This window comes from Hymenobacter sp. 102, from assembly GCF_049949205.1.
Classification (GTDB): Bacteria; Bacteroidota; Bacteroidia; order Cytophagales; family Hymenobacteraceae; genus Hymenobacter.
Genome location: NZ_CP188172.1, coordinates 3,480,191 through 3,502,442 on the forward strand (window position 1 = coordinate 3,480,191; position 22,252 = coordinate 3,502,442).

Consider the following 22,252-nt stretch of genomic DNA (forward strand, 5'->3'; position numbering starts at 1 on the left):
GAGAAAAAGGACGGACGCCAGCCGGCTATACGGCGGGCGGCGGGCCGGGGCTGCCTGGGCGGGTAGCGCGTCAGTTAATAATTCCGTAACAACGGCCCGGCGGGTGGTGCCTACCTTCGCGCAGCATTACACTTTCCACGTAGCCCCGTTTGCCATGTCGCAGCCCATTCGCTCCGCCCTTGTTTCCGTGTATTACAAAGACCGTCTGGAACCGTTGGTAGCACTGCTGAAGGAGCACGGCGTAACCATCTACTCCACCGGCGGCACCCAGCAGTTTATTGAGGAACAGGGCGCACCCGTAACCGCCGTTGAAAGCCTCACGGGCTTCCCGGCCGTGTTCGGGGGCCGCGTCAAAACCCTGCACCCTACCGTATTCGGCGGTATTCTCCACCGCCGTCACGAAGCCGGCGACCTGCAGGAAGCCGAGCAGCACCAAATTCCGCCCATCGACCTGGTGATTGTGGACCTGTACCCCTTCGAGGAAACCGTGGCCTCGGGTGCCCCCGAGCAGGATGTTATCGAGAAGATTGACATCGGCGGTATCTCCCTGCTGCGGGCTGCGGCCAAAAACTTCCGCGACGTGCTGGTAGTCAGCTCCCGCGACCAGTACGCGGCCGTAACCGAGCTACTGCGGGCCAAAGGCTGCGCCACCGACCTGGAGGACCGCCGCCACTACGCTGCCGCCGCCTTCGAGGCCACCTCGCACTACGACACCCACATTTTCCGGTACATGGCCCAGGGTACCGAGCTGAGCGGCACGGCCCTGAAGCTCTCCGAAAAGCCCGCCACCCCGCTGCGCTACGGCGAAAACCCCCACCAGGCCGGCACTTTCTACGGCGACCTGTCGGCCCTGTTCGACCAGCTCCACGGCAAGCAGCTCAGCTACAATAACCTGGTGGATGTGGACGCGGCCGTGCTGCTGATGCAGGAGTTTCAGGCCGACGGCCCCGCCGCCTGCGCCATTCTCAAGCACACCAACGCCTGCGGCGTGGCCCAGGCCGACAGCCTGCACCAGGCCTACCTCAACGCCCTCAGCTGCGACCCGGTATCGGCGTTTGGTGGGGTGATTATCGTGAACAAGCCAGTGGATGCCGCCACGGCCGAGGAGCTGAACAAGCTGTTCTTCGAGGTGCTGATTGCCCCGGAGTTTGAGGCGGATGCCCTGCCCATTCTGCAAAGCAAGAAAAACCGCATCCTGCTGCGCCAAAAGCCAGTGCAGTTCCCCACCAAGCAAGTGAAAACCCTGCTGAACGGCGTGATTGAGCAGGATTTTGATAAAGTAGTGGAAGGCGCCGCCGATTTCCGCACCGTGACCTCGTCGGCCCCCTCCGCCGACGAGGTAGCCGCCCTGGAGTTTGCCCTGAAAGTGTGCAAGCACACCAAGAGCAACACCATCGTGCTGGCCCGGGCCGGCCAGCTGCTCGCCTCGGGGGTGGGCCAGACCTCCCGCGTGGATGCCCTGCGCCAGGCCATCGAAAAAGCCCGCAGCTTCGGCTTCGACCTGCAAGGAGCCGTTATGGCCTCCGATGCCTTCTTCCCCTTCCCCGACTGCGTGGAAATTGCCGGCGAAGCCGGCATCCGCGCCGTGGTGCAGCCCGGCGGCTCCATTAAGGACCAGGACAGCATCGACGCCTGCAACCGTTTGGGCATGGCCATGGTGCTCACCGGGGTACGGCACTTCAAGCACTAACCTGCGGGCACCGTAAGCAAACAGCAACGGCCGGCTACCCAATCCAAGGTAGCCGGCCGTTGCTGTTTGCTTACGGTGCCCGCAGGCAGTTCTGGCCGTTACTGAACAATAACCACCTGTTTGGTGGTGCTGGCCGAGTTATCGTCGTTTTTGGCCGTAAGCTTAATGGTGAACGTACCGGCGGCGTTGTATTTATGGTTGGTCTTGATGCCCGTGTCGCTCGAGCCATCTCCCCACTCCCACACAAAAGAGGTGGCTTCCGTGCTGCAGCCGGCATTCACCTCCACAGTTTCATTGACTTTGGAGCTGGGAATTCCTTTCTCAATGGTGAAGCAGGCTTCGGGTTTTTTGCCGCAGCTTGCCAGCCCCAGGCCGATGACCAAAGATCCGAAGGCGTAGGCGAGGAAATGAGCTTTCATGAAAAAATCAAAAATGGTGAGCAGTAAAGCTACCAACTTTTTTCTTTGGACAAACCCCAGATAATCTCCACTATGGTCAGTGGGAATAGAGTGGGTTGATTAGTATATAGTACCAGTTGATGACGTGTTGTTTAAAAATGTTGAAATATGATTTAAGAAATAAAACTGGAGGCATTATGAGCAGCTGGCAACTGGCTGTACACTAAATAAGAGTGAGAAATATCATATACGGCACTGAGTAGCGTTATAGCAGCCGACGGCGTGGCAGCGCGCAGAAACTCAGGCTGCAGCTTCGCCGAAACTTGCTTACTTTTGCCCCACTTTTAACGGGTGCAACCAGCCCGTTCTCATCCACTTGCCGTTACTCGATGGGTTTCTTCAATTTTCTGACCAGCGACATAGCCATTGACCTGGGCACGGCCAACACGCTCATCATTCACAACGATAAAATCGTGGTGGATGAGCCGAGCATCATTGCAAAAGACCGCACTACCAATAAAGTAATTGCCGTGGGTCGGCAGGCGCAGCAGATGCACGAGAAGACCCACGACAATATCAAAACCATTCGCCCGCTGAAGGACGGCGTAATTGCCGACTTCCATGCCGCGGAGGAGATGATTAAGGGGCTCATCAAGATGATTGATACCCGCACCCGCCTGTTTCAGCCCTCCCACCGCATGGTTATCTGCATTCCGAGCGGCATTACGGAGGTAGAAAAGCGCGCCGTGCGTGACTCGGCTGAACACGCCGGGGCCAAGGAGGTGTGGATGATTCAGGAGCCGATGGCCGCCGCCATTGGCATCGGTATCGACGTAGAGCAGCCCGTGGGCTCCATGATTATCGACATCGGAGGGGGTACCACCGAAATTGCGGTAATTGCCCTGTCGGGTATCGTGTGCGACCAGAGCATCAAAACCGCCGGCGACGTATTCAACCAGGATATTCTGGACTACATGCGCCGCCAGCACAATCTGCTCATTGGCGAGCGTTCTGCCGAGCGCATCAAGATTGAAGTAGGCGCGGCCCTCACCGAGCTGGAGCAGACCCCGCCCGATTTCGAGGTGCGCGGCCGCGACCTGATGACCGGTATTCCGAAGGTTATCAAAGTAACCTCCTCCGAAATCGCCATTGCCCTGGATAAGTCGGTAGCCAAGATTGAGGAAGCCGTCCTGAAGGCCCTGGAGATTTCGCCGCCCGAGCTGTCGGCCGACATCTACGAAAACGGGATTCATCTGACCGGTGGTGGCGCCTTGCTGCGCGGGCTGGACAAGCGCCTGGCCGCTAAAACCAAGCTGCCCATTCACATTGCCGAGGACCCGCTGCGCGCCGTAGTGCGCGGCACCGGGGCCGCCATCAAAAACATCCAGGCCTTCCGCAGCGTCCTGCTGACGTAAGGAGTTATGAGTGATGAATGATGAGTTATGACCCGGTTTCAGCCAATTCATAACTCATCATTCATCACTTATAACTCACAATTCCCCACATGAATAACCTGCTCAATTTTCTGTTTCGCTACCGGGGCATTCTGGTATTTGCGATGCTGGAAGTAGTGAGCTTGTACCTGCTGGTGCGCAACAGCTCCTACCAGCGGGCGGCCTTCTTCAACTCAGCTAATGCCTACGTGGGACAGGTGCTGGATTGGCGCACGCAGGTGCAGGAGTATTTCCGGCTGGTTGATGTGAACCGGGAGCTGATGAACGAAAATGCCCGCCTGCGCCAGCAGCTATACCCCCCCGACCTGAGCCGCCGCCAGGCCGATTCCCTGCCCGTGAGCAAGGACAGCGTAACGCAGGCCCGCCTGGCTTTGCTGGGCCGCCCCGATTCGCTGCTGCTGGGCCTGCGCCAACTGGCCGCCCACGACCCGGATTACCCGCTGATTCCGGCCCGGGTGGTGAGCAGCACCCAGCGCCGGGTAGATAATTACCTGACGTTGAATGTGGGCACCGTCAACGGGATAAAGCCCGGTATGGGGGTCGTTTCGGCCGAGGGTGTGGTGGGCCGCGTAAAGGTAGCCTCGGAGCACTACACTACTATTACCTCGGTATTGCACTCTAAAACGGCCATTTCAGCCCGCATTCAGCGCGACGGTACCATTGGCACTATCCGCTGGCTGGGCGACGACCCTACTCATGTATTGCTCGATAATGTGCCCCGCCAGAACAAGCTGGTGCGCGGCGATACGGTGGTGACCTCCGGCTACAACGCTGTATTTCCCGAGGGAGTGCGCATCGGCACCATTGAGTCGTTTGTGAAGGAGCCGGACAAGAACTTCTGGACGGTGCAGGTGCGGCTGGCCGTGGATTTCTCGCGCCTCACCTACGTGTACCTGGTAACCAGCCGCCCTAAGGCCGAGCGGGATACGGTAGAAGCCCGCGCTGGTATCAAACCTGAAGCGGAGGAACGACCATGAGAGGCGGCGTACTGGAAATACTGTGGCAGGCCATCCAGGGCATCGTGTACCTGGCCCTGTACGTGCTGCTCATCAGCGGCACCGACTTCGTGCTGTTCAACCTGGGCTGGTGCCTGATTTACCTGGGTTTCCTGCTGTTTCTGCCCATCAACACGCCCGTGGTGGTGCAACTGCTGCTGGGCTTTCTCACGGGCATTACCCTGGATACCGTATTTGATACCGGCGGCGTACACGCTGCCGCTGCTGTGCTGCTCATGTATCTGCGGCCTTGGGTGTTGCGCCTGCTCACCCCCCGCGACGGGTACGACGCTCAGGATTCGGTGAACATTCATCAGATGGGCTGGCAATGGATGGTGGTGTACCTGGCCATGCTGGTAACTATGCACCACGTGGCATTTTTTCTGCTCGAACTGGGTTCTTTCCGCGTGCCGGGCATTACGCTGGCCAAAATTGTGGTGAGCACGCTCTACACTGGCCTCACGCTGCTGATTATTCAGTTGGTGTTCTTTCCCACGCGGCGGCGGAGCCGGTAGGTGCTCAGCACTTCCTGAAGTATCTTTGTAGTTCCGATGAGAGCATCGGAACTCATTTCTTTTCAGACTTTTCCGCTTTGCAATACCTTGAAGGCCGCAAGTACGTAGTTCAGGCAATCTTCCTGACCGTCGCGCTGGTGTTTGCGGCACGCCTTTTCTACATCCAGGTGCTGGATGGCAGCTACAAGCTGGCCGCCGACCGCAACACGCTTCAGCGGATTGTGCAGACGCCCTATCGGGGGCTGATTTACGACCGCAAAGGCCAAATTCTGGTGCAGAACACCCCGGTGTACGACCTGATGGTGGTGCCCCGCGAGGTGAAGCAGCTGGATACCACCCGTTTTTGCCAGCTGCTACAATTGCCCGTAGAGGAAGTGCGCGAGGCCCTGAAGGCCGCCAAAGCCTTCAGCCGCGTGAAAGCCTCCCCGCTGGTGCAGAACCTGAGCACGCCCGAGTTGGCCGCCATTCAGGACAACCTCATTGATTTTCCGGGCTTCAGCGTGAAGGCCCGCATGGCGCGCTCCTACAACACCCACAGCATGGCTCACGCCCTGGGCTACGTGGGGGCCATCACGCCGGCCTTTCTGGAGAAGCCCAAGTTTGCCAAGTACCAGCCCGGCGAGTTTCTGGGCATTACGGGGCTGGAATCCTACTACGAGGATAAGCTCATGGGCCGGCGCGGCGTGCAGTACCGCATGGTGAACGTGCGCGGTATTGAGAAGGGCGCGTTCCGGGGCGGCGAGTTCGATACGCTGTCGGTAGCCGGGCAGGATTTGCACCTGAGTCTCGACTCGGAACTGCAGGAATACGCTGAGAAGCTGATGGCCGGCAAGCGGGGCTCGGTGGTAGCCCTCGACCCTAAAACCGGCGAAATCCTGGTGTTTGTGTCGGCCCCGATGTTCGACCCCGCCACGCTGTCGGGCAAGGGCATGGGCAACCGCTACATGGAGCTGCTGAATAACCCCGAGCGGCCCCTGTTCAACCGGCCCCTGATGGCCACCTACCCGCCCGGCTCTACCTTTAAGCTGGTGAACGAGCTGGTGGCCCTGCAGATGGGCGTGGTAACGCCGCAAACCCCGTTTCCGTGCAACTGGAAGCTGGTGCGCTGCACCCACCGCCACGAGTACCCCAGCAACGTGGGCATTGCCATCAAGAACAGCTGCAACCCCTACTTCTACCAGGTGATGCGCACCGCCGTGATGCGGGGCCGCTCTACCAACCGCTTCGAAGATGCCCGCCTGGGCCTGGCCGAGTGGCGGCGGCAGGTGATGAAGTTTGGGCTGGGGGAAAAGCTGGGCGTAGATATGAGCCAGGAAAAAAAGGGCCTGATTCCGTCATCTGACTTCTACGACAAGCGTAACGGCTACCACCGCTGGAACTTCCGCACAGTGTACTCACTCAGCATTGGGCAGGGCGAGGTAGGGATTACGGGCCTGCAGATGGCCAACGTAATGGCTACCATTGCCAACCGGGGCTGGTACTATACGCCGCACTTTGTGAAGGGCATCGGGCAGGGTGGGCCGCTGCCGCAGTTTCAGGTAAAGCACACCGTAGGTGTTGATCCTATTCATTTCGAGGAAATTATTCCGGGTATGCAGGGCGTGGTGGATGGCCGCGGCGGCACTGGTAGCGCCGCCAGTCTGCTCGACGTGGGTATTTCGGTGGCGGGCAAAACCGGTACCGTGCAAAATCCCCACGGCGACGACCACGCCACCTTCGCCGCCTTTGCCCCGGCCGAAGACCCCAAGATTGCCATTGTCGTGTTCATCGAAAACGCCGGATTCGGGGGCAGCTCGGCTGCTCCGCTGGCTTCGCTGGTCATGGAAAAATACCTGCGCGGCAAAGTGGCCCCCTGGCGGCACCGCTGGGAAGAGTGGCTGCCCGGCCCCGCCGAACGATTTGTGAAACACCATTGAGTTGTTTGAGAACGTCATGCTGAGCGGAGCCGAAGCATCTCTACCTCTGGCTAATTTTTTTGATTACCTCCGGTAGAGATGCTTCGGCTTCGCTCAGCATGACGCGCCACTTTTATCTCTTTTATGTCAACTTCTCCTGCCCGTTATAGCCGCAGCATTGATTGGGTAACGGTACTCATCTACCTACTTATGGTGGGAGTGGGCTGGCTGAACGTGTATGCAGCTAGTTATTCGCCCGATGCCCCGGCTAACCCGTTGAGCAGCCTGGGCTTTTCGGAGCTCATGGCTTATGACTGGTTTAAACAGATACTGTGGGTGGCTACGGCCGTGGTGCTCATTGTAATCTTGTTGGTTATCAATTATAAAGCCTACGATACCTTCGCCTTCGTGCTCTACGGCGGCATGATTGTGCTGCTGATTATCACGCCGTTTATTGCCCGGCCAATCGGGGGCTCCCGCTCTTGGCTGGAGCTGGGGCCGATGCGCCTGCAACCGGCCGAGTTTGCCAAGTTTATAACGGCGCTGGCGGCCTCACGCTACATGGCCAGCATCAACCTGCGCCAACAGAACTTCCGCGACCAGCTGGTGCTGGCGGGCCTGACGCTGCTGCCCCCGCTGCTCATCCTGGCCGCCAACGAAACGGGCCAGGCCCTGGTGTTTGCCGCTTTCCTGCTGGCGTATTTTCGGGAAGGCATGTCGCCGCTGATTCTGGTAATTCTGGCTGCCGGTGGCATTATCCTGATTCTGGCGCTGCTGGTGCCCAAGCTGTGGCTGGTAGGAACGTTTACCGCAATGCTGGTGGGGGCGTTTGCGTTCAACTCCAAGCTCTGGCGCCACCATTTGCCCTTGTCGCTGAGCGTGTGGGCGGTGGTGATTGGCATGGTGTTCGGCGTGGATTTTTTCTTCAACAACGTACTGCAGCCTCACCAGCGCAAGCGCATCGAAGTACTCATCAACCCCTCCGCCGACCCGTTGGGCGTGGGCTGGAACGTCACGCAGTCGAAAATTGCCATTGGCTCGGGCGGTTTTGCGGGTAAAGGATTCCTGCAGGGCACGCAAACCAAATTCGACTTCGTGCCGGCCCAGAGCACCGATTTCATCTTCTGCACGGTAGGAGAGGAATGGGGCTGGCTGGGTACCACGGTTACCATCGTGCTGTTTATGGTGCTGCTGGCGCGCATCGTGTACGTGGCCGAGCGGCAGAAATCGGTGTTCGGGCGCACGTACGGGTACTGCGTGGCCAGCATCATCTTCTTCCACTTCTGCGTGAACATCGGCATGACGATTGGGCTGGCGCCGGTGGTGGGCATTCCGCTGCCCTTCTTCAGCTACGGCGGCTCTTCCCTCTGGTCGTTTACTACGCTGCTGTTCATTCTGCTGGCCATTGATGCCTACCGCAAGCAGGACCTGGAGCGGTATTAGGAGGAATAAACAACGGGCGGATAAACAATTGGCCTGCCCGTTCCGCGCACCGAGCGGGGGTGCATTGCCTTACTCAGCCGGTGTGCTTCACTCGTGGGGGCTAAGATCTTTCGTCCCGCTTAGCCAGCTCAGCCAGGGGTCGAAGGTAAGGAGCCGGGCAAGGGCCACGGCCGCCACGGGAGCCGCCAGGTAGCCCATCCGGCCCAAGTCGCCGGAGAGCAGCATGTGGATGGCTACAATTAGTATCAGCCAGCCAGCCGGCCAGCCCAAGGCCGGCAGCCACTGCCGCCGGCTGGCCGCGCTGCGCAGCCCCGCCAGCAGCACCAAGCTGAAAAACCCAAAAATGCTGAAGATTTCGCCCAGTCCCTTTACTGACAGCAGCCGCCGTAAAGAGTACACCAGGTTCTCAATGTGAGCCAGGGCATTGTGCACGCTGGCGGTAGCTGGTACCCCGAGGCGGGCATCAATCCAGGAGCGAAGGGCCAGGGCCCCCGCCGCGCCGGCCAACAGCCACGCCAGCTGAGCGGGCCACTTCAGAGCCGCCCGCCCGTAGAGCAGCAGCCAGGGCACCAAAAAAACAAACGACTCCTTGGCCTGGAAGCCCAGCAGCAGGGCCACTGCCACTGCCGGCCCCGAGTGGCTGCGGACTCCATAAAATGCCAGCGCAAATACCAGCATATACAGGCTGTCTACCAGCGGTAAGCCGGCCATGTACACGGCCCAGCGGCTGACCAGCACGGCCGCTACGGCCAACGCCGCCGCCGCCGGAGCAGCCCCGTAGAGCAGGCACGTCCGAAACAGGAGCAGCCCCACGCCGGCCATCAGTAAGCAGTTTACCACGTAGAAAGCCAGCCGGAGTGGCCACTCAGAAGCAGCACGCTGGGGCCAGATGCGGGCATAGGCCTGTTCCAGCGGCCAGGCTGCTACGGCGGCCACGGCGGGTACCAGCACCCGGTAGCGCCGCGTAATGTTTACCCCCTCAAACTCGCCCCGCGCCAGGCTCAGGTAGCTGCGGGTATCCAGGGAGTGTGAGTAATCATAGTGCACGTACATGGTGTAGGCCGGGCCGGCCACCAGCCCCAGTGCCAGCACGTACACCACCAGCCACCGGGGCCAGCGCAGCGAAAAAGCAGTTGACATAGGCTGCAAGGTAGGGCCTAAACGCAACGCCGCCGACTGCGAAGAGGGCAGTCGGCGGCAGAGAATCACGAATGCAGAGTCGGTTACCCGTTAAACTTCCGGTCGATAAGCTTGACGAGCTTGGCCACGTGCTCATCCTTGCGCACCCACTGGTATTTATCGGCCAGGTCCTCCGTCACGTAGCGCCGGGCCAGCTCGGCGCTGGGCAGCGTATCGAGGTGCTGAATGGCGGCGTGGTATTCCATATTCTCTCCGTTGAACAGCTCATTGATGAAGCTGAACCGCTGGTTAATGGAAATTGCCTCCCGCAACGACTCCACCCGGGGTGCTTTGTCGGCCAGGGTAGCGGCCCGATCCTGGCGGAGGGTTTCGCTGAGGCTGGGGGCAGCCGTTTGTTCCGCTTTCAGCTTCTGGTACAGCGGCACGCTGCCGGCTACCGGCTCAGCAGCGGGCGGTGCTGGCTGCACCGGGGCCGCTGCCCGCTCCGCCGGGGCGGCTGGCTGCGCTGGCGGAAGCGGGGTGGGCGCCGGGACAGCGGAAGCGGGGCTTACTTCTTCCGAAATCAACTCCGGAGCGGGTGCCGGGCCGGCCGGCTCCGGAGCTGGTTCTGGAACTGGTTCCGGAGCGGGAGCGGCGGCCGGGGCCGGCTCCTCGTCAGGTCGGGCCTCGTGAAGTTCAGCTTCGGTAAGCGGGAGCAGGGCGTTGAACTGATCTACTACGCCAGCTACTGGGTGTAGCTGGGGCTGATTAGACTCGCAATGCAGCCGGAACCGGCTGAGAAGGTAATCCCGCTCCTGTTCCTGGCCGGCTGGCAGCGTGCCCAGGAATGCTTCAAATACCGGCTTGTTGAAATCGAGGTAACGCAGGGCCTCCCGCAGCTTCTCGGGCGTGCAGGCATTCTGCTCACCGAGCAGCTTGCGGGCAAAGGTTTCGGTGGGGTCGAGGCAGCCGGTGAGCGTGTCCGTAATGGCGGTAGCCAGTAGGGGCTCGAAAGCCGGCCGGCTGATTTTAATGCGGCGTGACAGGACGTTCATGAACTGCGTGAGAGCCTGACGCACATCGGCATCCTCGAAATCAAAGTACGGGCTGCGCAGCTGGGCCATTTCCTCCGTCCACTGATGCAGTAGCTGCTGCACCACAAACAGGTTTACCTGCCGGATGGGTGTGAAGCGCAGCACCGCCGGGCCATCGAGTGTAGCAGTAGGGCGGGCACCGAAGTACTGGTCGCAGAGCAGGGCGGCCAGCAGCCGGCCGTATTGTTCACGCTTGGCGTAACTATATTGGGTCTTCATTGAAAGCCTGTTTCCAGCGGGCAAGTTAGGGAAAGATGCCCACTCTACTGATTGAAAATCTGCCCTCCGGTGCTATTACGGCACCCTCCGGCGCCACGCTGCTGGCCGCCATTCAGGCTGCCGGCCACGATTGGCTGCACGCCTGCGGGGCCCGGGGGCGCTGCACTACCTGCCGGGTGCAGGTGCTCGGCGGATTCGACCTCCTAACGCCCCTTACCGCCGCTGAGTTGCGTTACCGGGAAGCTGGCCGCCTGCTGCCCGATGAGCGCCTCACCTGCCAGGCCCGGCTGTCTGAGGGCTTCGTTACGGCCCGCGTACCCCAGGCCACCCAACTCCCGCATGTGCAGTACCTATGAGGCTCCCGCGCCAGCATCGGCACTTGTACCAGCAGGTGCCTTATACCCGGCCTGCTTTTTCCTGGACGGCACAACTCCTGAAAACCATTGGGTTTTCTTTGATTTTTGGCATGGTGGGCCTCTTACATCCCTTTATCCGGCGTCGGCACCCCGCCCTCGCTTCCTGGGAGGAGTACAAAGCAGCGTTGCCCGCAACTGTTTTAGTCTGGGTGCTCGGTACTGCAATAGTTGCTTACTTGCATATGGTGCGCGAATACCAGCTTCCGCGCACTACGCATCAGTGGGTAGGACGTTTTCCGGTGCGCATGAAATCGTACGTGTTGAAGAACTACTGGCTGGAATTTACGCCCGACGATACGCACCGGGTACCGGTAGCGCCCGACCTGTACACGCGGATACAACCGGGTGATATGGTGGAGGTGACGTACGACGATGAATTTGAATTGCAACGTGTAGTCCGGATAGCCAGCTCACAATCAACTGGCTAGAAAAATAGCGGTGCCCGAATACACAAAACGGGGTTGGAGCGAACCGCCTGAACACCGTACTTTGAAGGATACTCACCCGCTTTTTTCGCCGCAACGTCTCCTGGTCTATGTTCATCGAACCCCGCGTTATTACGGGCTCCGGCGTGGCACGCCGGGGCTGGATTGAGGTAGTGTGCGGCTCCATGTTTTCGGGTAAAACGGAGGAGTTGATCCGCCGGCTGAACCGGGCCAAAATTGCCCGCCAGCACGTGGAAATCTTTAAGCCGGCGCTGGATACCCGCTACCACGCTGAGGATGTAGTATCGCATAACCAGAACAGTATCCGCTCCACGCCGGTACCGGTGGCCCAGGAGATGCTGCTGCTGGCCGCCGGCTGCGACGTGGTGGGCGTAGACGAAGCCCAGTTCTTTGATGAGTCGTTGGTGGAAGTGTGCGTGCAGCTGGCCAACCGGGGCACCCGCGTCATCGTGGCCGGGCTGGATATGGACTTTCAGGGCCAGCCGTTCGGGCCCATGCCTGCCCTGATGGCTGTAGCCGAGTTTGTAACCAAAGTGCACGCCATTTGCGTGTGCTGCGGCGAGTTAGCCTCCTACTCCTTCCGCGTAACGGCTTCCGAGGATAAAATTCTGCTGGGCGAAACCGACGCGTACGAAGCCCGCTGCCGGGTGTGCTTTCAGGAAGGCATGAAGGAAAAAACCACTGAGCCAGCCGCGGAGAAAGTGCTGCGGGGCGCGTAGGTGGGGGCGAGCTGTAGAAAAGAACAACTACTGCCGCGCCAGCTGGCTCCGGCTGCCGGATGCCTGCCCCTATCATGGGCCCCGGGTGCCGCCGCATGTTGCACTAAAGCCCGGTCGGCGGCGTTATCTTGCCACTTTCCCGTCACGAGCCATCTGCTGCCCATGATTTCAGTACTACGCCTGCTGCGTGGAGCCTGCCTTGCGGCCTTCCTGCTATCTGCCGCCACTGCTCCGGCCCAGGACCCCGTAGGGTACGGCGACTGGCAGCTGCACCTGCCTGCCAACCAGGCCCGGGCTCTGGCTGAGGTGGATAGCCGGGTGTACGTAGCCGCCGAAAACGCCTTTTTCTACTTTGATAAGAATCTGAATACCACCCAGCTGCTCTCCCGGCGGGATGGGCTGAATGACGTGGGCGTGAGTGCGCTGGCCTACGACTCGGTGAGCCAGCAGCTGCTTATTGCGTACCGCAGCACCAACCTGGATATCCTGCGGCTGCGGGATGGGGCCATCCTCAACCTCAACGACATTACCCGCAAGGAAATCAGCGGTACCAAAACCATCAACCACATTTATCTGAACGCCCGCCGGGCTTACCTGGCTACCAGCTTTGGAATTGTGGTGGTGGATATGGACCGGCGCGAAATCCGGGACTCCTACACCAACATCGGGCCGGCGGGGGCGGTGGTGCAGGTGTACGCTACGGCCGTGGCCAACGGCACCCTGTTTGCGGCTACCTCCAACGGACTGATGCGCACCAGCCTCAGTGCCAACCCCCTCGACTACCGTAACTGGACCACCGACCTGCCCGCCCGCCCCGACAATCCGTACCGGACGCTGGCCGTGCAGGACGGGCGGGTGGTGGCCGGCATCAACGGCGAGCGGCTGGTGACGTACGTGCCCGGCAGCGGCTGGCAAACCGTGGCCGGGGCTCCGGCCGGTGTGCCGTATCGGCTGCTGACGCCCTCACGGGCGGGGCTGCTGATTACCGATAATCGCCAGGTGACGTTGCTGAACCTGACAACCGGCGTTGTAAGCCGGGTACTTCGGCCCGCTCAGCTGCAGAACCCCCAGGCCGCGCTGCGTAGCCGCGACGGATCCTTTTACCTGGCCGACTATGGCAACGGACTGCTGAAAACCACCGATGGCAGCCAGGCCGAGCAATTCATCACCAACGCGCCCGCCTACGCCCAGGGATTCAGCGTGCTGGCCGATGCTCGTTCCGGCAAGGTGAACCTGTTTACCGGGGGCTACGGCGAAAATTATTTGCAGCAAGGATTCCGCCGCGGGTTTGCGGAGTATTTCGAGGGCCGCTGGACGAACATCAATACCGCCACGCAACCCAGCCCGAGCCAGTACCCCAATGTGCAGGATCCGTCGCGGGGCGTGCGCACACCCGATGGTACGCTGTACGTGGGTAGCTACGGCAACGGGGTGCTGGAATGGAAAGGCCCCGGCGAGTTTCGGTTGTTCAACCCTACCAACAATCAGCCTAATCCGCTGAAAAGTGCTATTTCCGACCTGAATTTCACCCGCGTGCCCGATCTGACTACTGATGCGGAGGGCAACGTATGGGTGCTCAACCGCCACCAGATTGCGGGTCAATCGGGCCTGTATATGTTCAACCCTGCCAGCGGAGTATGGCAGGTGCAGGCCTATTTCAGCGGTAGTGAAAACCTGGAGCGTGTGGTGGTAGATGATGCCGGCACCGTATGGGTCACCGGCAGCCGCCGCAGCGGTACGGGCACGGTAGCCTACCAGCCTGCCACCAAAGAAGTGCGCTACTTCACGGAGGCAGTGGGCTTCAACAACACTACCATGAGTATGCGCGAGGCCTACGATATTGTGAAGGACCGCACCGGCAATATTTGGGTGGCCACGGATAAAGGCCCGGTGGTGTTCAACGATGCGGCCAGTGCTTTCGCCCCCAGCCTGAACCTGCAGTTTAGTTTGCCGTATGTGCGCCGCGGCGACGGTACCGGCTTTCCGGCCCTGTCCAACGAGCGGGTGCGGGCTATTGCCGTGGATGGGGGTAACCGCAAGTGGTTTGGTACCGACCGGGGCCTGTGGCTCTTCAGTGCCGATGCCAGCGAAGCCCTACTCCACTTCACCACCGCCAACAGCCCGCTTCCTTCCAACCAGATTGTGGACGTGGAGGTGAACGACAAAACCGGGGAAGTATTCGTGGTGACCGACGCCGGCACCGTTGCTTACCGCGGCGACGCCACCGTAACCGAGGGCAAGCCCAGCTGTGCCAAAGTGTTTCCGAACCCCGTACGCACCGATTTTTCGGGCCAGGTGGGCATTACCGGGCTGGCCAACAATGGCTACGTCAAAATCACCGACGTGACGGGGAAGCTGGTGTACCAGACCCGGGCCAACGGCGGAGCCGTGACCTGGAACCTGCAGGACTACAACGGCCGCCGGGTGCAGTCGGGCGTGTACCTGGTCCTGTCGTCGGACGCGGACGGCAAGAACGGCTGCGTGAGCAAAATAGCGGTGGTGGAACGGTAGGAAAAGTGCGGCCGTAAAAATTAAAAGCCTGCCCGCATTGTTATGCAGGTTCACTGGTCCGGCGGCTGTCAGCAGCTACGGCCGGTCCGTTGCCTAGCCTTTCCATCTTACCCGATTCCGTATGCTCATCAAAACCCGGGGCATTGTACTGAGTTACCTGCGCTACCGCGAAACCAGCATCATTGCCCGCGTGTACACCGAGCGGCTGGGGCTGCAGAGCTATATCGTAAACGGCGTCCGCAAGGCCAAGCCGCCCGGGCGCATTGCCCTGTTCCAGCCCTTCACTTTGCTTGATCTGGTGGCCTACACCTCCCGCAATGGCGGCCTCACCCGACTGTCGGAGTACCGCTGCTCCGAGCCTTTCCGGACGCTGCCCTACGATGTGCGTAAGAGCAGCGTCGCGCTGTTTTTATCCGAAATTGTGGGTCGGGTATTGCAGGAGGAAGAGGAGAACGAGCCGCTGTTCACGTTCCTGCACGATGCCATGCTCCGCTTTGATCAGCAGGAGGCGGGCTTCGAGAACTTTGCCCTGGAGTTTCTGCTGCAGCTCAGTCACTACCTGGGCTTCGGGCCGGAAACCGGTGAGGAAATTACCTCCCAGGTAGCGTTTGCCTCGGAAGGCGGTAATCCTTCGGTGGGCAGCCGTGGCCCGGCGGCACTACGTTTTCGGGAGTTTGAGGAGCACTTTGATGCGCTGCTGCATCAGCCCGCAGCGGCGGCCATTCCCAATGGGCGGGTGCGCCGGGAACTGCTCGATGTGCTGATCCGCTACTACCAGCTCCACGTCGAGCACCTCGGCGACATTCGTTCGTTGGCCGTGCTGTCAGAGGTACTGGCGGAGCTATAGGTGGAGTAGGTGGTTTCTGGTTGGGTGGTTAGACGTATTCAACCACCCAACCAGAAACCACCTACTCCACCTACTTTACTCCCACCAGCTCCACGTTAAAGCGCAGGATGCTGTTTGGTGGAATATCGGCCCCGGCGCCGCGGGGGCCATAGGCCAGGGCTGACGGAATCAGCAGCACGGCTTTTGAGCCTTTCGGCAGCAGCGCAATGCCCTGGTCCCAACCCGGAATTACCTGGCCCTGGCCCAGCGGAAATTCGATGGGCTTATTGCCGTTGCGCGCGGAAGCATCGAAAACCTTTCCGCTGAGCAGCATGCCCGTGTACAGCACCGCTACCGTTTGCCCGGCCTTGGGCTTGGCTCCCGTGCCGGCTTTGGTGATGACGTAGTACAGGCCGCTGGGCGTTTTGAGGCCTTTCAGCTTGTTCTGTTTCAGATACGCCTGAATCTGGGCGTCTTCTTTCAGGGCCCGTGCGGCGGCCTGCTTTTTGGCTTCAGCCTGGGCCCGGGCCTGTTCCTGCTGGAAATCCTGCATGGCCTGCGCCTGCGTCTGAATTTTCTCGGCCCGGGCCAGCACCGTGAGCGTGGAGCCCGCCCGGCGGATAAACGGCGGTACCGGCTGCCGGAACGACTTGGCAAACACCGTATCCAGGTTCAGCCGGAACACGCCCGAGTCGCCGGGCTGCAGCAGGGACAGAGCTTCCTCCACGGTGCCCTGCTGCTGCCGCCGCAGCGTATCCAGCGGGATGCGCACGGGCTGGTTGCGGTTCTGGCGGCGGGAGTGCATCAGCACCGAATCAGTGGCCGTGCGAAACTGCAGGTGGGCACTTAGTATCTGGCCCACACGCGCCGGGTAGGTGGCGTCGCCGGTGGGCGGCAGGGCCGGGCGCAGCACGTAGCGGCCATTTTCGAGGTGATAGATGCGGTACTCCAGCCCCGAGCTGAGCCGGTTGAAGGGCGGATTCTGCGCCCCCCCCTGAAACGACAGCAGACCGGCCGCCGCCAGTCCAAGCACTACTACCCCCCGAAATCGAGCAAAACCAGGCATCAGAAAACTACTACGTGTGAAGAAGCGGCAAGATGGCGAGGATAACCGATACTTCCCCGGCCGGCCGCGTGGGCGGATACGTAACCGGCCCATCTCCGTGGCGGAAATGGGCCGGTGGTTATTTTACTTTGAGCACTTCCAGCTCAAAAATCAGGTCGGCATCGGGCGGAATCAGGTAGCGTTTTCCCGCTTCATCATCGGGGTCGAGGCGGCCTTTAGGGCCGTAGGCCAGCGCGGCCGGTATCCAGATGCGCGCCCGGCTTCCGGCCGGCAGCAGCAGCAGCGCCTCATCAAAGCCTTTGATAACGACGCCACGCCCGGCCTTTACCTTCAGCGGTCCGCCCTGCTGCACCGAGGTATCGAAGATGCGCCCATCGGCGGCCAGCAAACCGGTGTAATGCACCGTTACCCGGTCGCCGGGCTGCGCAGGCGTGCCGCTGCCCGGTTGCCGGATGGCGTAGCGCAGGCCCGAAGCCGTAGTAATAGCCCGGCTCAGCAGACTGTCGGTAGTAGCGGGTACGGCGGTAGTGGTAAGGGTTTGCTGGGCATGGCCAGCCAGGGGCATCAAACCCAGAACGGTAATGCCGTAGCGTACTATCCAACCTGAAACCATTGCCGCCAACGCTATTCTACATTCAGAATTTCCATGTCAAACAGTAGCGGCGTATTGGGCCCAATAGAGCCGCTGGTAGCTCCGCCATATGCCAGATATGAAGGAATCAACACCAGCTTTCTGTCACCTTTGCGCATTTGAAGCGTGGCTGTGTTCCATCCCGCAATAACATTACTGCCGCCATTATAGAAAGTGAAGCAGCCACAGGGAGTCCGGTTGTCACTGGACGAGTCGAATACGATACCGTCGTTGGTGGCATCCAGAAACTTCCCCACGTAGTTTGTCGTCACCTTCTGCCCTGCTTTGATAAGCGGATTGGTGGTGGGGCCATCCGTAACGGTCACCAGATAAATGCCCGAGGGGAGGCGGGTGTACTGGCTGCTGCTGATGTTATTGCGGGTGAGATAGGCCTGGATGGTCGCGTCGTCCGTTTTTTTCTGAGCCTCTATCAGCTTAGCCTGCTGCTCATAGATGGAGTCGGAGCCGCAGCCGGTGAGAGAAGATGCCCCAGTCAGCAGCAACGCCAATAAAAGCAGAATGGGAGAAAATGTCTTCATGAGTGCAGAAGCGGCTAAGTGAGGCCGCCGGTAAAGTTATTTGATGGAAACCACCTCTACATCGAAGCGCAGCACGGCATTGGGGCCGATTTTGCCGCTGCCATTGGCCCCGTAGGCCTGGCCCGAAGGAATCAGCAGAATGGCTTTGGAGCCGGTGTTGAGCCGGGTAAACGCCCCGTCCCAACCCGCAATAACGCGGCCCTGCCCCAGCAGAAACGGAAAACCCAACGTGGTAAGGTTGCTGTCAAACACCGTCCCGTCGAGCAGGCTGCCGGTATACAGTACCTTCACAACCTGATTCTTTTTGGCTTTGGGGCCGCTGCCCGGTTGCGTAACGGCAATGTATACCCCCAGCGTATCCTTCTGGAAGCCACTCAGGCCTTTGTCCTTGATGTACTGCTGAATGGTCGTATCATCCTGGGCCACATAGTCAGGGGTGACCTCTTTATCGTCTTTTTTGCAGGCCACCAGCACCGTGAACAGGCTTAGCAGCAGGGAAAAGAATGCAAGGCGGAGTTTCATGGGAAAAAGCGAAATGCGTGAGCCGAAGCGTTACTGAATGGCTTTCACCTCCACGTCGAAGCGCAGCACGGAGGCCGAGGGAATCGGCCCGTTGGCCCGGCCGCCATACCCCAGGGCCGAAGGAATCAGCAGAATGGCCTTCGAACCCACGCGCAGCCGCGAAAACCCAATATCCCAGCCCGGAATTACCTGCCCAAAACCCAGGGAAAAGGCAAATGGCTGATTGCCCCGGCTGGTGGTGGAGTCAAATACTTTATCCGAAGGTACCAAGCTACCCGTGTACAGGGTTGAAACCACCTGGCCGCGGGTAGGCAGCGGACCAGTGCCCGGCTGGGTCACAATGATGACCATGTTCAGGGTATCAATGCGGGTACCAGTAAAGCTGTTGGCTCGGATGTAATCCTGAATAATCTGCTTGTCACGGGCTGAGTAATCCGTGTTGTCGATGGTAAAATCCTCCGTTTTCTGGCAGGATGAGGCCGCCAGGCTGCCCAGCACCAACAGTAACAACGGCAACCAGACCGCCGCGTGGCGGAAATTCTTCTTCTTCATGGGGCAAAGGTAAGCAGGTAGTAGGGGAGAAGAGTCAAAAGCCCCCGGCTCGGTTGCACCGGGTCGGGGGCTTTTGCAAAACGTCAGGCCAGAGCCATTCGTGCCACTATTGGCCTTTCTGCTGCTGTTGCATGGCTTCCAGCTGGCGCTGAATATCTTCCTGGCTGATCTGGGGCTGGGGGGGAGCATTCTTCACGTCCACCAGCTCCACGTCGAAGCGCAGGATGGCGTCGGCCGGAATATCGGCACCGGCGCCGCGCTGCCCGTAGGCCAGCGACGACGGAATCAGCAGCACGGCTTTCGAGCCTTTGTTCAGCATCGGAATGGCTTTGTCCCAGCCCGGAATTACCTGGCCCACGCCAATCGGGAATTCAATGGGTTTACCGTTGTTGGGCGCTTTCTCCGACGAATCGAACTCCTTGCCGTTCTCCAGCAGGGTGCCTTTATACTTCACGGCTACAATCTGACCGGCTTTCGGCTTGGGGCCGGTGCCGGGCGCAGTCACCACGTAGTACACGCCCGAGGGGTCCTTCTGAGCCGTCAGGTTGTTTTTCTTGATGTACTCCTGCAGCTTCACGTCGTCCGCCTTCAACTGCTGGTCGGCGTGCGCCTTCATTTTCGCCTGCTGCTCCACCTGCATCTTCTGCACGTCGGCCATGGCCTCGTCGCGGGTCTGCACTTTGTCCACCTTCACGTACATGGTCATCGTCTTGCCAGCTTTCTGCATAAACGGCGGCACCGGCTGACGGAACGACTTAGCGAAGATGGTATCCACGTTGAAGCGGAACACGGCCGAGTCGCCGGGCTGCAGCAGGCTGATGGCTTCTTCCAGGCCACCGCGCTGCTCCTTGCGGATGGAATCCAGGGGCACCCGTACCGGGAAGCCCATCTGCTGCTTGCGCGAGTTGAACAGGATGGAATCTTTGGCCGTACGGTACTCTACGTGCAGGGCCATAATTTTGCCCACGCGCTCCTTGTAGGTGGCGTCGCCGTCAGCTCCAATTTCGCGGGCATCGTAGCTTTTGCCGTTGCTCTTGAAAACTTTGTATTCGATTCCTGATTTGGTCTTGCTGAAATCACCGCCTTTGTTGCAGGAGGCGAGGCCCAGAACGCCGGCAGCGAGGGCCAGGCTCAAAAAGTTGCGGGTAAAGGACATGAACGGGTTTGCGGGTTAGAAGACAGAATGAGCGCCCAAGTTACACCGAATTATACCGATGGTGCTACCGGGGCCAGCGGGGCCGTAACCAATTGGGTCTGATACTCGGGCAGCAGGCTCAGGAAACGCTCCACCGTGCTGCTTAAAGAATCGTGGCTGATGCCGCCGGCGGCGTTGTGGTGCCCGCCGCCATTAAAGTGGCGGCGCGAAAACTCGCTCACCGAGAAGTCGCCCACCGAGCGGAAGGAAATCTTGACGGCCTGGGTACGGTCAATGAGAATGGCGGCAAACACGATGCCCTCGATGCTGAGCGCAAAGTTTACCAAGCCCTCCGTATCACCGGTTTTAGAATGGTATTGGCGCAGCTCGTCGGCCGTAATGGCAATGTAGGCCGTGTTGTACTCGCGCAGCACCGTGAGCTTGTCCTTCAGCACGAAGCCCAGGAAGCGCAGCCGCTCCTCGGAGTGCGAGTCGTAGATGCGGCGGTGTACATCGGAGAGGTTGATGCCGGCGTTGAGCAGCTCGGCAATAATCAGGTGCACGTTGCGGGAGGTACTGGGGTGGCGGAACGAGCCCGTATCCGTCATGATGCCCGCGTAGAGGCACTCCCCAATGCCCGTGTCAATCAGCGGCTGGTCGCCCAGGTCGCGGATAACCTCAAATACCAGCTCGGCCGTGGCGGCCGCTTTGGGGTTGGAGTAATCCAGTTGCGCAAAATCCTCGGGCTCCTGGTGGTGGTCGATGAGCACCTTGGTACCCTTGGCCTCCCGCACATACTCGCCCAGCTCATTGATGCGGCCCAGACAGCTGAAGTCAAGGCAGAATAGCACCTCGGCCCGCGCAATGATGTCGCGCACCTGAGCGTCGTTCTGGCGGGGCTCGTACACCACTACTTCCTCGTTGCCGGGCATCCAGGCCAGAAAGTTGGGGTAGTCGGAGGGGGTAACCACCGTTACGCTGTGGCCCTTCTTGCGGAGGTAGCCGGCGAGGCCGAGCGAGGAGCCCAGGGCGTCAGCGTCGGGCTTGTGGTGGGTGGTGATGAAAATCTGTCGGGGTTGCGCCAGCAGCTCCTTCAGCTCAGATATTGTGGACATTGCCTACGGGGTAGGTGACTGAATTTCGGTCGGTTAGGCCGCGTACAAAGGCGGCAAAAGTCGGAAATATTCTGGCTTTCAACAAAACAGCTTGCAGAAAGGTGCAGCCGCAATGTAGACGACTGTAAGGTTGCCGGCCGTGGGAATGTTCCGGGGCTGAAAAAATATGAGAAATGTGGAGTTGAATATGAGCAGTGTACTACTCAATGCGCTGACAAAGATGAAAAAAGATGGGTGACCAGCCGGCTGCGGTAAATAGCTCTACCGTATTCCATCAATTCATTCCGTACTTTTGCGGCCGCAAACGCCTGCCGTTTGCACTGCAACAGCATCCATTTCAACCCCAACCATACGAAGCCCATGGCCACGAACCGCACGTTCACGATGATTAAGCCCGATGCTACCCAGGACAACCACATTGGTGGCATCCTGAGCATGATTGAAGAAGGTGGCTTCCGCATCGTAGCCCTGAAAAAAGTACAGCTGACCCCCGAGCGCGCCGGTGAGTTCTACGCCGTACACAAAGAGCGTCCCTTCTACGGCGACCTGGTGAAGTACATGTCGTCGGGCCCCATCGTAGCGGCTATTCTCGAGAAAGACAACGCCGTAGCTGACTTCCGCACCCTGATTGGCGCTACCAACCCCGCCCAGGCCGCCGAAGGCACCATCCGGAAGAAGTACGCCAAGAGCATTGAAGCCAACGCCGTACACGGCTCCGACTCCGACGAAAACGCCAAAATCGAAGGTGACTTCTATTTCACTGCCGACGAGCAATTCTAGGCTCACGGATTGTAGCGGATGAGGGCGGATTAGTCGGATTTTGTAGATGACTGATGAACCTTCCTGCCGCTTAGTTCGCCGACAAAAGCAACAAAAGAGCCTCGCACTAGCTAGTGCGAGGCTCTTTTGTTATCTGAAATCAAGCAGAAACCAGGGGAAATGAATCAACCAC

22 protein-coding genes are annotated in these 22,252 nt (G+C 59.8%); 12 read left to right on the forward strand and 10 right to left on the reverse strand.

All coding sequences use genetic code 11. The features are described 5' to 3' along the window. The first annotated feature begins 154 nt into the window (after window positions 1-154). On the forward strand, window positions 155-1,690 hold the full coding sequence (gene purH / locus ACN19L_RS14930; RefSeq protein WP_426490282.1) for a bifunctional phosphoribosylaminoimidazolecarboxamide formyltransferase/IMP cyclohydrolase: 1,536 nt from the start codon (window positions 155-157) through the stop codon (window positions 1,688-1,690). Window positions 1,691-1,788: 98 nt separating this feature from the next. Here purH and ACN19L_RS14935 read toward each other — a convergent pair whose 3' ends face one another. Then, window positions 1,789-2,109, reverse strand: a complete 321-nt coding sequence (locus ACN19L_RS14935) for a PKD domain-containing protein (protein WP_426490283.1) — start codon at window positions 2,107-2,109, stop codon at window positions 1,789-1,791. Between the two features lie 368 nt (window positions 2,110-2,477). Between ACN19L_RS14935 and ACN19L_RS14940 the strand changes: the two genes are divergently transcribed. The 5 genes from ACN19L_RS14940 (at window position 2,478) to rodA (ending at window position 8,390) form a co-directional block, all read left to right on the forward strand. Next, on the forward strand, window positions 2,478-3,503 hold the full coding sequence (locus ACN19L_RS14940; RefSeq protein ID WP_426490284.1) for a rod shape-determining protein: 1,026 nt from the start codon (window positions 2,478-2,480) through the stop codon (window positions 3,501-3,503). An 89-nt stretch (window positions 3,504-3,592) separates the two neighbouring features. Continuing rightward, window positions 3,593-4,519, forward strand: coding sequence for a rod shape-determining protein MreC (gene mreC, locus ACN19L_RS14945; protein WP_426490285.1), 927 nt, complete (start codon window positions 3,593-3,595; stop codon window positions 4,517-4,519). After that, window positions 4,516-5,052 carry a hypothetical protein gene (locus ACN19L_RS14950; RefSeq protein WP_426490286.1) on the forward strand — a complete coding sequence of 179 codons (537 nt, stop codon included), beginning with the start codon at window positions 4,516-4,518 and terminating at the stop codon, window positions 5,050-5,052. Before mreC ends, ACN19L_RS14950 begins: the two co-directional genes overlap by 4 nt. Before the next feature lie 77 nt (window positions 5,053-5,129). Next, the gene (gene mrdA / locus ACN19L_RS14955) at window positions 5,130-6,968 is read left to right on the forward strand and encodes a penicillin-binding protein 2 (protein WP_426490287.1); all 1,839 of its coding nucleotides are present in this window, start codon (window positions 5,130-5,132) and stop codon (window positions 6,966-6,968) included. A 123-nt stretch (window positions 6,969-7,091) separates the two neighbouring features. Next, a complete protein-coding gene (gene rodA / locus ACN19L_RS14960; protein ID WP_426490288.1) occupies window positions 7,092-8,390 on the forward strand; it encodes a rod shape-determining protein RodA in 1,299 nt (432 codons plus the stop codon). A gap of 87 nt (window positions 8,391-8,477) precedes the next feature. Here rodA and ACN19L_RS14965 read toward each other — a convergent pair whose 3' ends face one another. Continuing rightward, window positions 8,478-9,530, reverse strand: a complete 1,053-nt coding sequence (locus ACN19L_RS14965; RefSeq protein ID WP_426490289.1) for a hypothetical protein — start codon at window positions 9,528-9,530, stop codon at window positions 8,478-8,480. An 83-nt stretch (window positions 9,531-9,613) separates the two neighbouring features. Continuing rightward, window positions 9,614-10,822, reverse strand: coding sequence for a hypothetical protein (locus tag ACN19L_RS14970; RefSeq protein ID WP_426490290.1), 1,209 nt, complete (start codon window positions 10,820-10,822; stop codon window positions 9,614-9,616). A 35-nt stretch (window positions 10,823-10,857) separates the two neighbouring features. Between ACN19L_RS14970 and ACN19L_RS14975 the strand changes: the two genes are divergently transcribed. From ACN19L_RS14975 to recO, 5 genes are all read left to right on the forward strand, one after another. Continuing rightward, a complete protein-coding gene (locus ACN19L_RS14975; RefSeq protein WP_426490291.1) occupies window positions 10,858-11,178 on the forward strand; it encodes a 2Fe-2S iron-sulfur cluster-binding protein in 321 nt (106 codons plus the stop codon). A 305-nt stretch (window positions 11,179-11,483) separates the two neighbouring features. Continuing rightward, window positions 11,484-11,666, forward strand: a complete 183-nt coding sequence (locus ACN19L_RS14980) for a hypothetical protein (RefSeq protein WP_426490292.1) — start codon at window positions 11,484-11,486, stop codon at window positions 11,664-11,666. 107 nt (window positions 11,667-11,773) lie between these two features. Next, window positions 11,774-12,403: a thymidine kinase gene (locus tag ACN19L_RS14985; protein ID WP_426490293.1), complete on the forward strand. Its 630-nt coding sequence runs from the start codon at window positions 11,774-11,776 to the stop codon at window positions 12,401-12,403. Window positions 12,404-12,565: 162 nt separating this feature from the next. After that, complete coding sequence (locus ACN19L_RS14990; RefSeq protein WP_426490294.1) at window positions 12,566-14,914, forward strand: T9SS type A sorting domain-containing protein; 2,349 nt, start codon at window positions 12,566-12,568, stop codon at window positions 14,912-14,914. 121 nt (window positions 14,915-15,035) lie between these two features. Next, complete coding sequence (gene recO, locus ACN19L_RS14995; protein WP_426490295.1) at window positions 15,036-15,761, forward strand: DNA repair protein RecO; 726 nt, start codon at window positions 15,036-15,038, stop codon at window positions 15,759-15,761. A gap of 70 nt (window positions 15,762-15,831) precedes the next feature. On the opposite strand, the gene ACN19L_RS15000 is transcribed toward recO, so the two are convergent. From ACN19L_RS15000 to ACN19L_RS15030, 7 genes are all read right to left on the reverse strand, one after another. Continuing rightward, window positions 15,832-16,806, reverse strand: a complete 975-nt coding sequence (locus ACN19L_RS15000; RefSeq protein ID WP_426490296.1) for an FKBP-type peptidyl-prolyl cis-trans isomerase — start codon at window positions 16,804-16,806, stop codon at window positions 15,832-15,834. A 118-nt stretch (window positions 16,807-16,924) separates the two neighbouring features. Beyond that, window positions 16,925-17,371 carry an FKBP-type peptidyl-prolyl cis-trans isomerase gene (locus ACN19L_RS15005; protein WP_426493592.1) on the reverse strand — a complete coding sequence of 149 codons (447 nt, stop codon included), beginning with the start codon at window positions 17,369-17,371 and terminating at the stop codon, window positions 16,925-16,927. Window positions 17,372-17,430: 59 nt separating this feature from the next. Continuing rightward, window positions 17,431-17,976, reverse strand: a complete 546-nt coding sequence (locus tag ACN19L_RS15010) for an FKBP-type peptidyl-prolyl cis-trans isomerase (RefSeq protein ID WP_426490297.1) — start codon at window positions 17,974-17,976, stop codon at window positions 17,431-17,433. Window positions 17,977-18,012: 36 nt separating this feature from the next. Further along, the gene (locus ACN19L_RS15015; protein ID WP_426490298.1) at window positions 18,013-18,498 is read right to left on the reverse strand and encodes an FKBP-type peptidyl-prolyl cis-trans isomerase; all 486 of its coding nucleotides are present in this window, start codon (window positions 18,496-18,498) and stop codon (window positions 18,013-18,015) included. A gap of 30 nt (window positions 18,499-18,528) precedes the next feature. Continuing rightward, window positions 18,529-19,050, reverse strand: a complete 522-nt coding sequence (locus ACN19L_RS15020; RefSeq protein WP_426490299.1) for an FKBP-type peptidyl-prolyl cis-trans isomerase — start codon at window positions 19,048-19,050, stop codon at window positions 18,529-18,531. 106 nt (window positions 19,051-19,156) lie between these two features. Further along, entirely contained in the window at window positions 19,157-20,206 is a 1,050-nt protein-coding gene (locus ACN19L_RS15025; RefSeq protein ID WP_426490300.1) for an FKBP-type peptidyl-prolyl cis-trans isomerase, read from the reverse strand. 50 nt (window positions 20,207-20,256) lie between these two features. Further along, the gene (locus ACN19L_RS15030) at window positions 20,257-21,300 is read right to left on the reverse strand and encodes a DHH family phosphoesterase (protein ID WP_426490301.1); all 1,044 of its coding nucleotides are present in this window, start codon (window positions 21,298-21,300) and stop codon (window positions 20,257-20,259) included. Window positions 21,301-21,660: 360 nt separating this feature from the next. Between ACN19L_RS15030 and ACN19L_RS15035 the strand changes: the two genes are divergently transcribed. Then, complete coding sequence (locus ACN19L_RS15035) at window positions 21,661-22,080, forward strand: nucleoside-diphosphate kinase (protein ID WP_125421833.1); 420 nt, start codon at window positions 21,661-21,663, stop codon at window positions 22,078-22,080. Window positions 22,081-22,252 lie beyond the last annotated feature (172 nt).

What these genes read in the sequence shown, in the direction of transcription:
- ACN19L_RS14970 (WP_426490290.1), bottom strand. Translation starts at nt 10,822, where the DNA reads ATGAAGACCCAATATAGTTACGCCAAGCGTGAACAATACGGCCGGCTG.
- ACN19L_RS14990 (WP_426490294.1), top strand. Translation starts at nt 12,566, where the DNA reads ATGATTTCAGTACTACGCCTGCTGCGTGGAGCCTGCCTTGCGGCCTTC.
- ACN19L_RS14975 (WP_426490291.1), top strand. Translation starts at nt 10,858, where the DNA reads ATGCCCACTCTACTGATTGAAAATCTGCCCTCCGGTGCTATTACGGCA.
- ACN19L_RS15010 (WP_426490297.1), bottom strand. Translation starts at nt 17,976, where the DNA reads ATGAAGACATTTTCTCCCATTCTGCTTTTATTGGCGTTGCTGCTGACT.
- ACN19L_RS15020 (WP_426490299.1), bottom strand. Translation starts at nt 19,050, where the DNA reads ATGAAGAAGAAGAATTTCCGCCACGCGGCGGTCTGGTTGCCGTTGTTA.
- rodA (WP_426490288.1), top strand. Translation starts at nt 7,092, where the DNA reads ATGTCAACTTCTCCTGCCCGTTATAGCCGCAGCATTGATTGGGTAACG.
- ACN19L_RS14940 (WP_426490284.1), top strand. Translation starts at nt 2,478, where the DNA reads ATGGGTTTCTTCAATTTTCTGACCAGCGACATAGCCATTGACCTGGGC.
- ACN19L_RS14980 (WP_426490292.1), top strand. Translation starts at nt 11,484, where the DNA reads ATGAAATCGTACGTGTTGAAGAACTACTGGCTGGAATTTACGCCCGAC.
- ACN19L_RS15035 (WP_125421833.1), top strand. Translation starts at nt 21,661, where the DNA reads ATGGCCACGAACCGCACGTTCACGATGATTAAGCCCGATGCTACCCAG.
- ACN19L_RS15030 (WP_426490301.1), bottom strand. Translation starts at nt 21,300, where the DNA reads ATGTCCACAATATCTGAGCTGAAGGAGCTGCTGGCGCAACCCCGACAG.
- ACN19L_RS14950 (WP_426490286.1), top strand. Translation starts at nt 4,516, where the DNA reads ATGAGAGGCGGCGTACTGGAAATACTGTGGCAGGCCATCCAGGGCATC.
- ACN19L_RS14935 (WP_426490283.1), bottom strand. Translation starts at nt 2,109, where the DNA reads ATGAAAGCTCATTTCCTCGCCTACGCCTTCGGATCTTTGGTCATCGGC.
- ACN19L_RS15005 (WP_426493592.1), bottom strand. Translation starts at nt 17,371, where the DNA reads ATGCCCCTGGCTGGCCATGCCCAGCAAACCCTTACCACTACCGCCGTA.
- recO (WP_426490295.1), top strand. Translation starts at nt 15,036, where the DNA reads ATGCTCATCAAAACCCGGGGCATTGTACTGAGTTACCTGCGCTACCGC.
- mreC (WP_426490285.1), top strand. Translation starts at nt 3,593, where the DNA reads ATGAATAACCTGCTCAATTTTCTGTTTCGCTACCGGGGCATTCTGGTA.
- purH (WP_426490282.1), top strand. Translation starts at nt 155, where the DNA reads ATGTCGCAGCCCATTCGCTCCGCCCTTGTTTCCGTGTATTACAAAGAC.
- ACN19L_RS14985 (WP_426490293.1), top strand. Translation starts at nt 11,774, where the DNA reads ATGTTCATCGAACCCCGCGTTATTACGGGCTCCGGCGTGGCACGCCGG.
- ACN19L_RS15025 (WP_426490300.1), bottom strand. Translation starts at nt 20,206, where the DNA reads ATGTCCTTTACCCGCAACTTTTTGAGCCTGGCCCTCGCTGCCGGCGTT.
- ACN19L_RS15000 (WP_426490296.1), bottom strand. Translation starts at nt 16,806, where the DNA reads ATGCCTGGTTTTGCTCGATTTCGGGGGGTAGTAGTGCTTGGACTGGCG.
- ACN19L_RS14965 (WP_426490289.1), bottom strand. Translation starts at nt 9,530, where the DNA reads ATGTCAACTGCTTTTTCGCTGCGCTGGCCCCGGTGGCTGGTGGTGTAC.
- ACN19L_RS15015 (WP_426490298.1), bottom strand. Translation starts at nt 18,498, where the DNA reads ATGAAACTCCGCCTTGCATTCTTTTCCCTGCTGCTAAGCCTGTTCACG.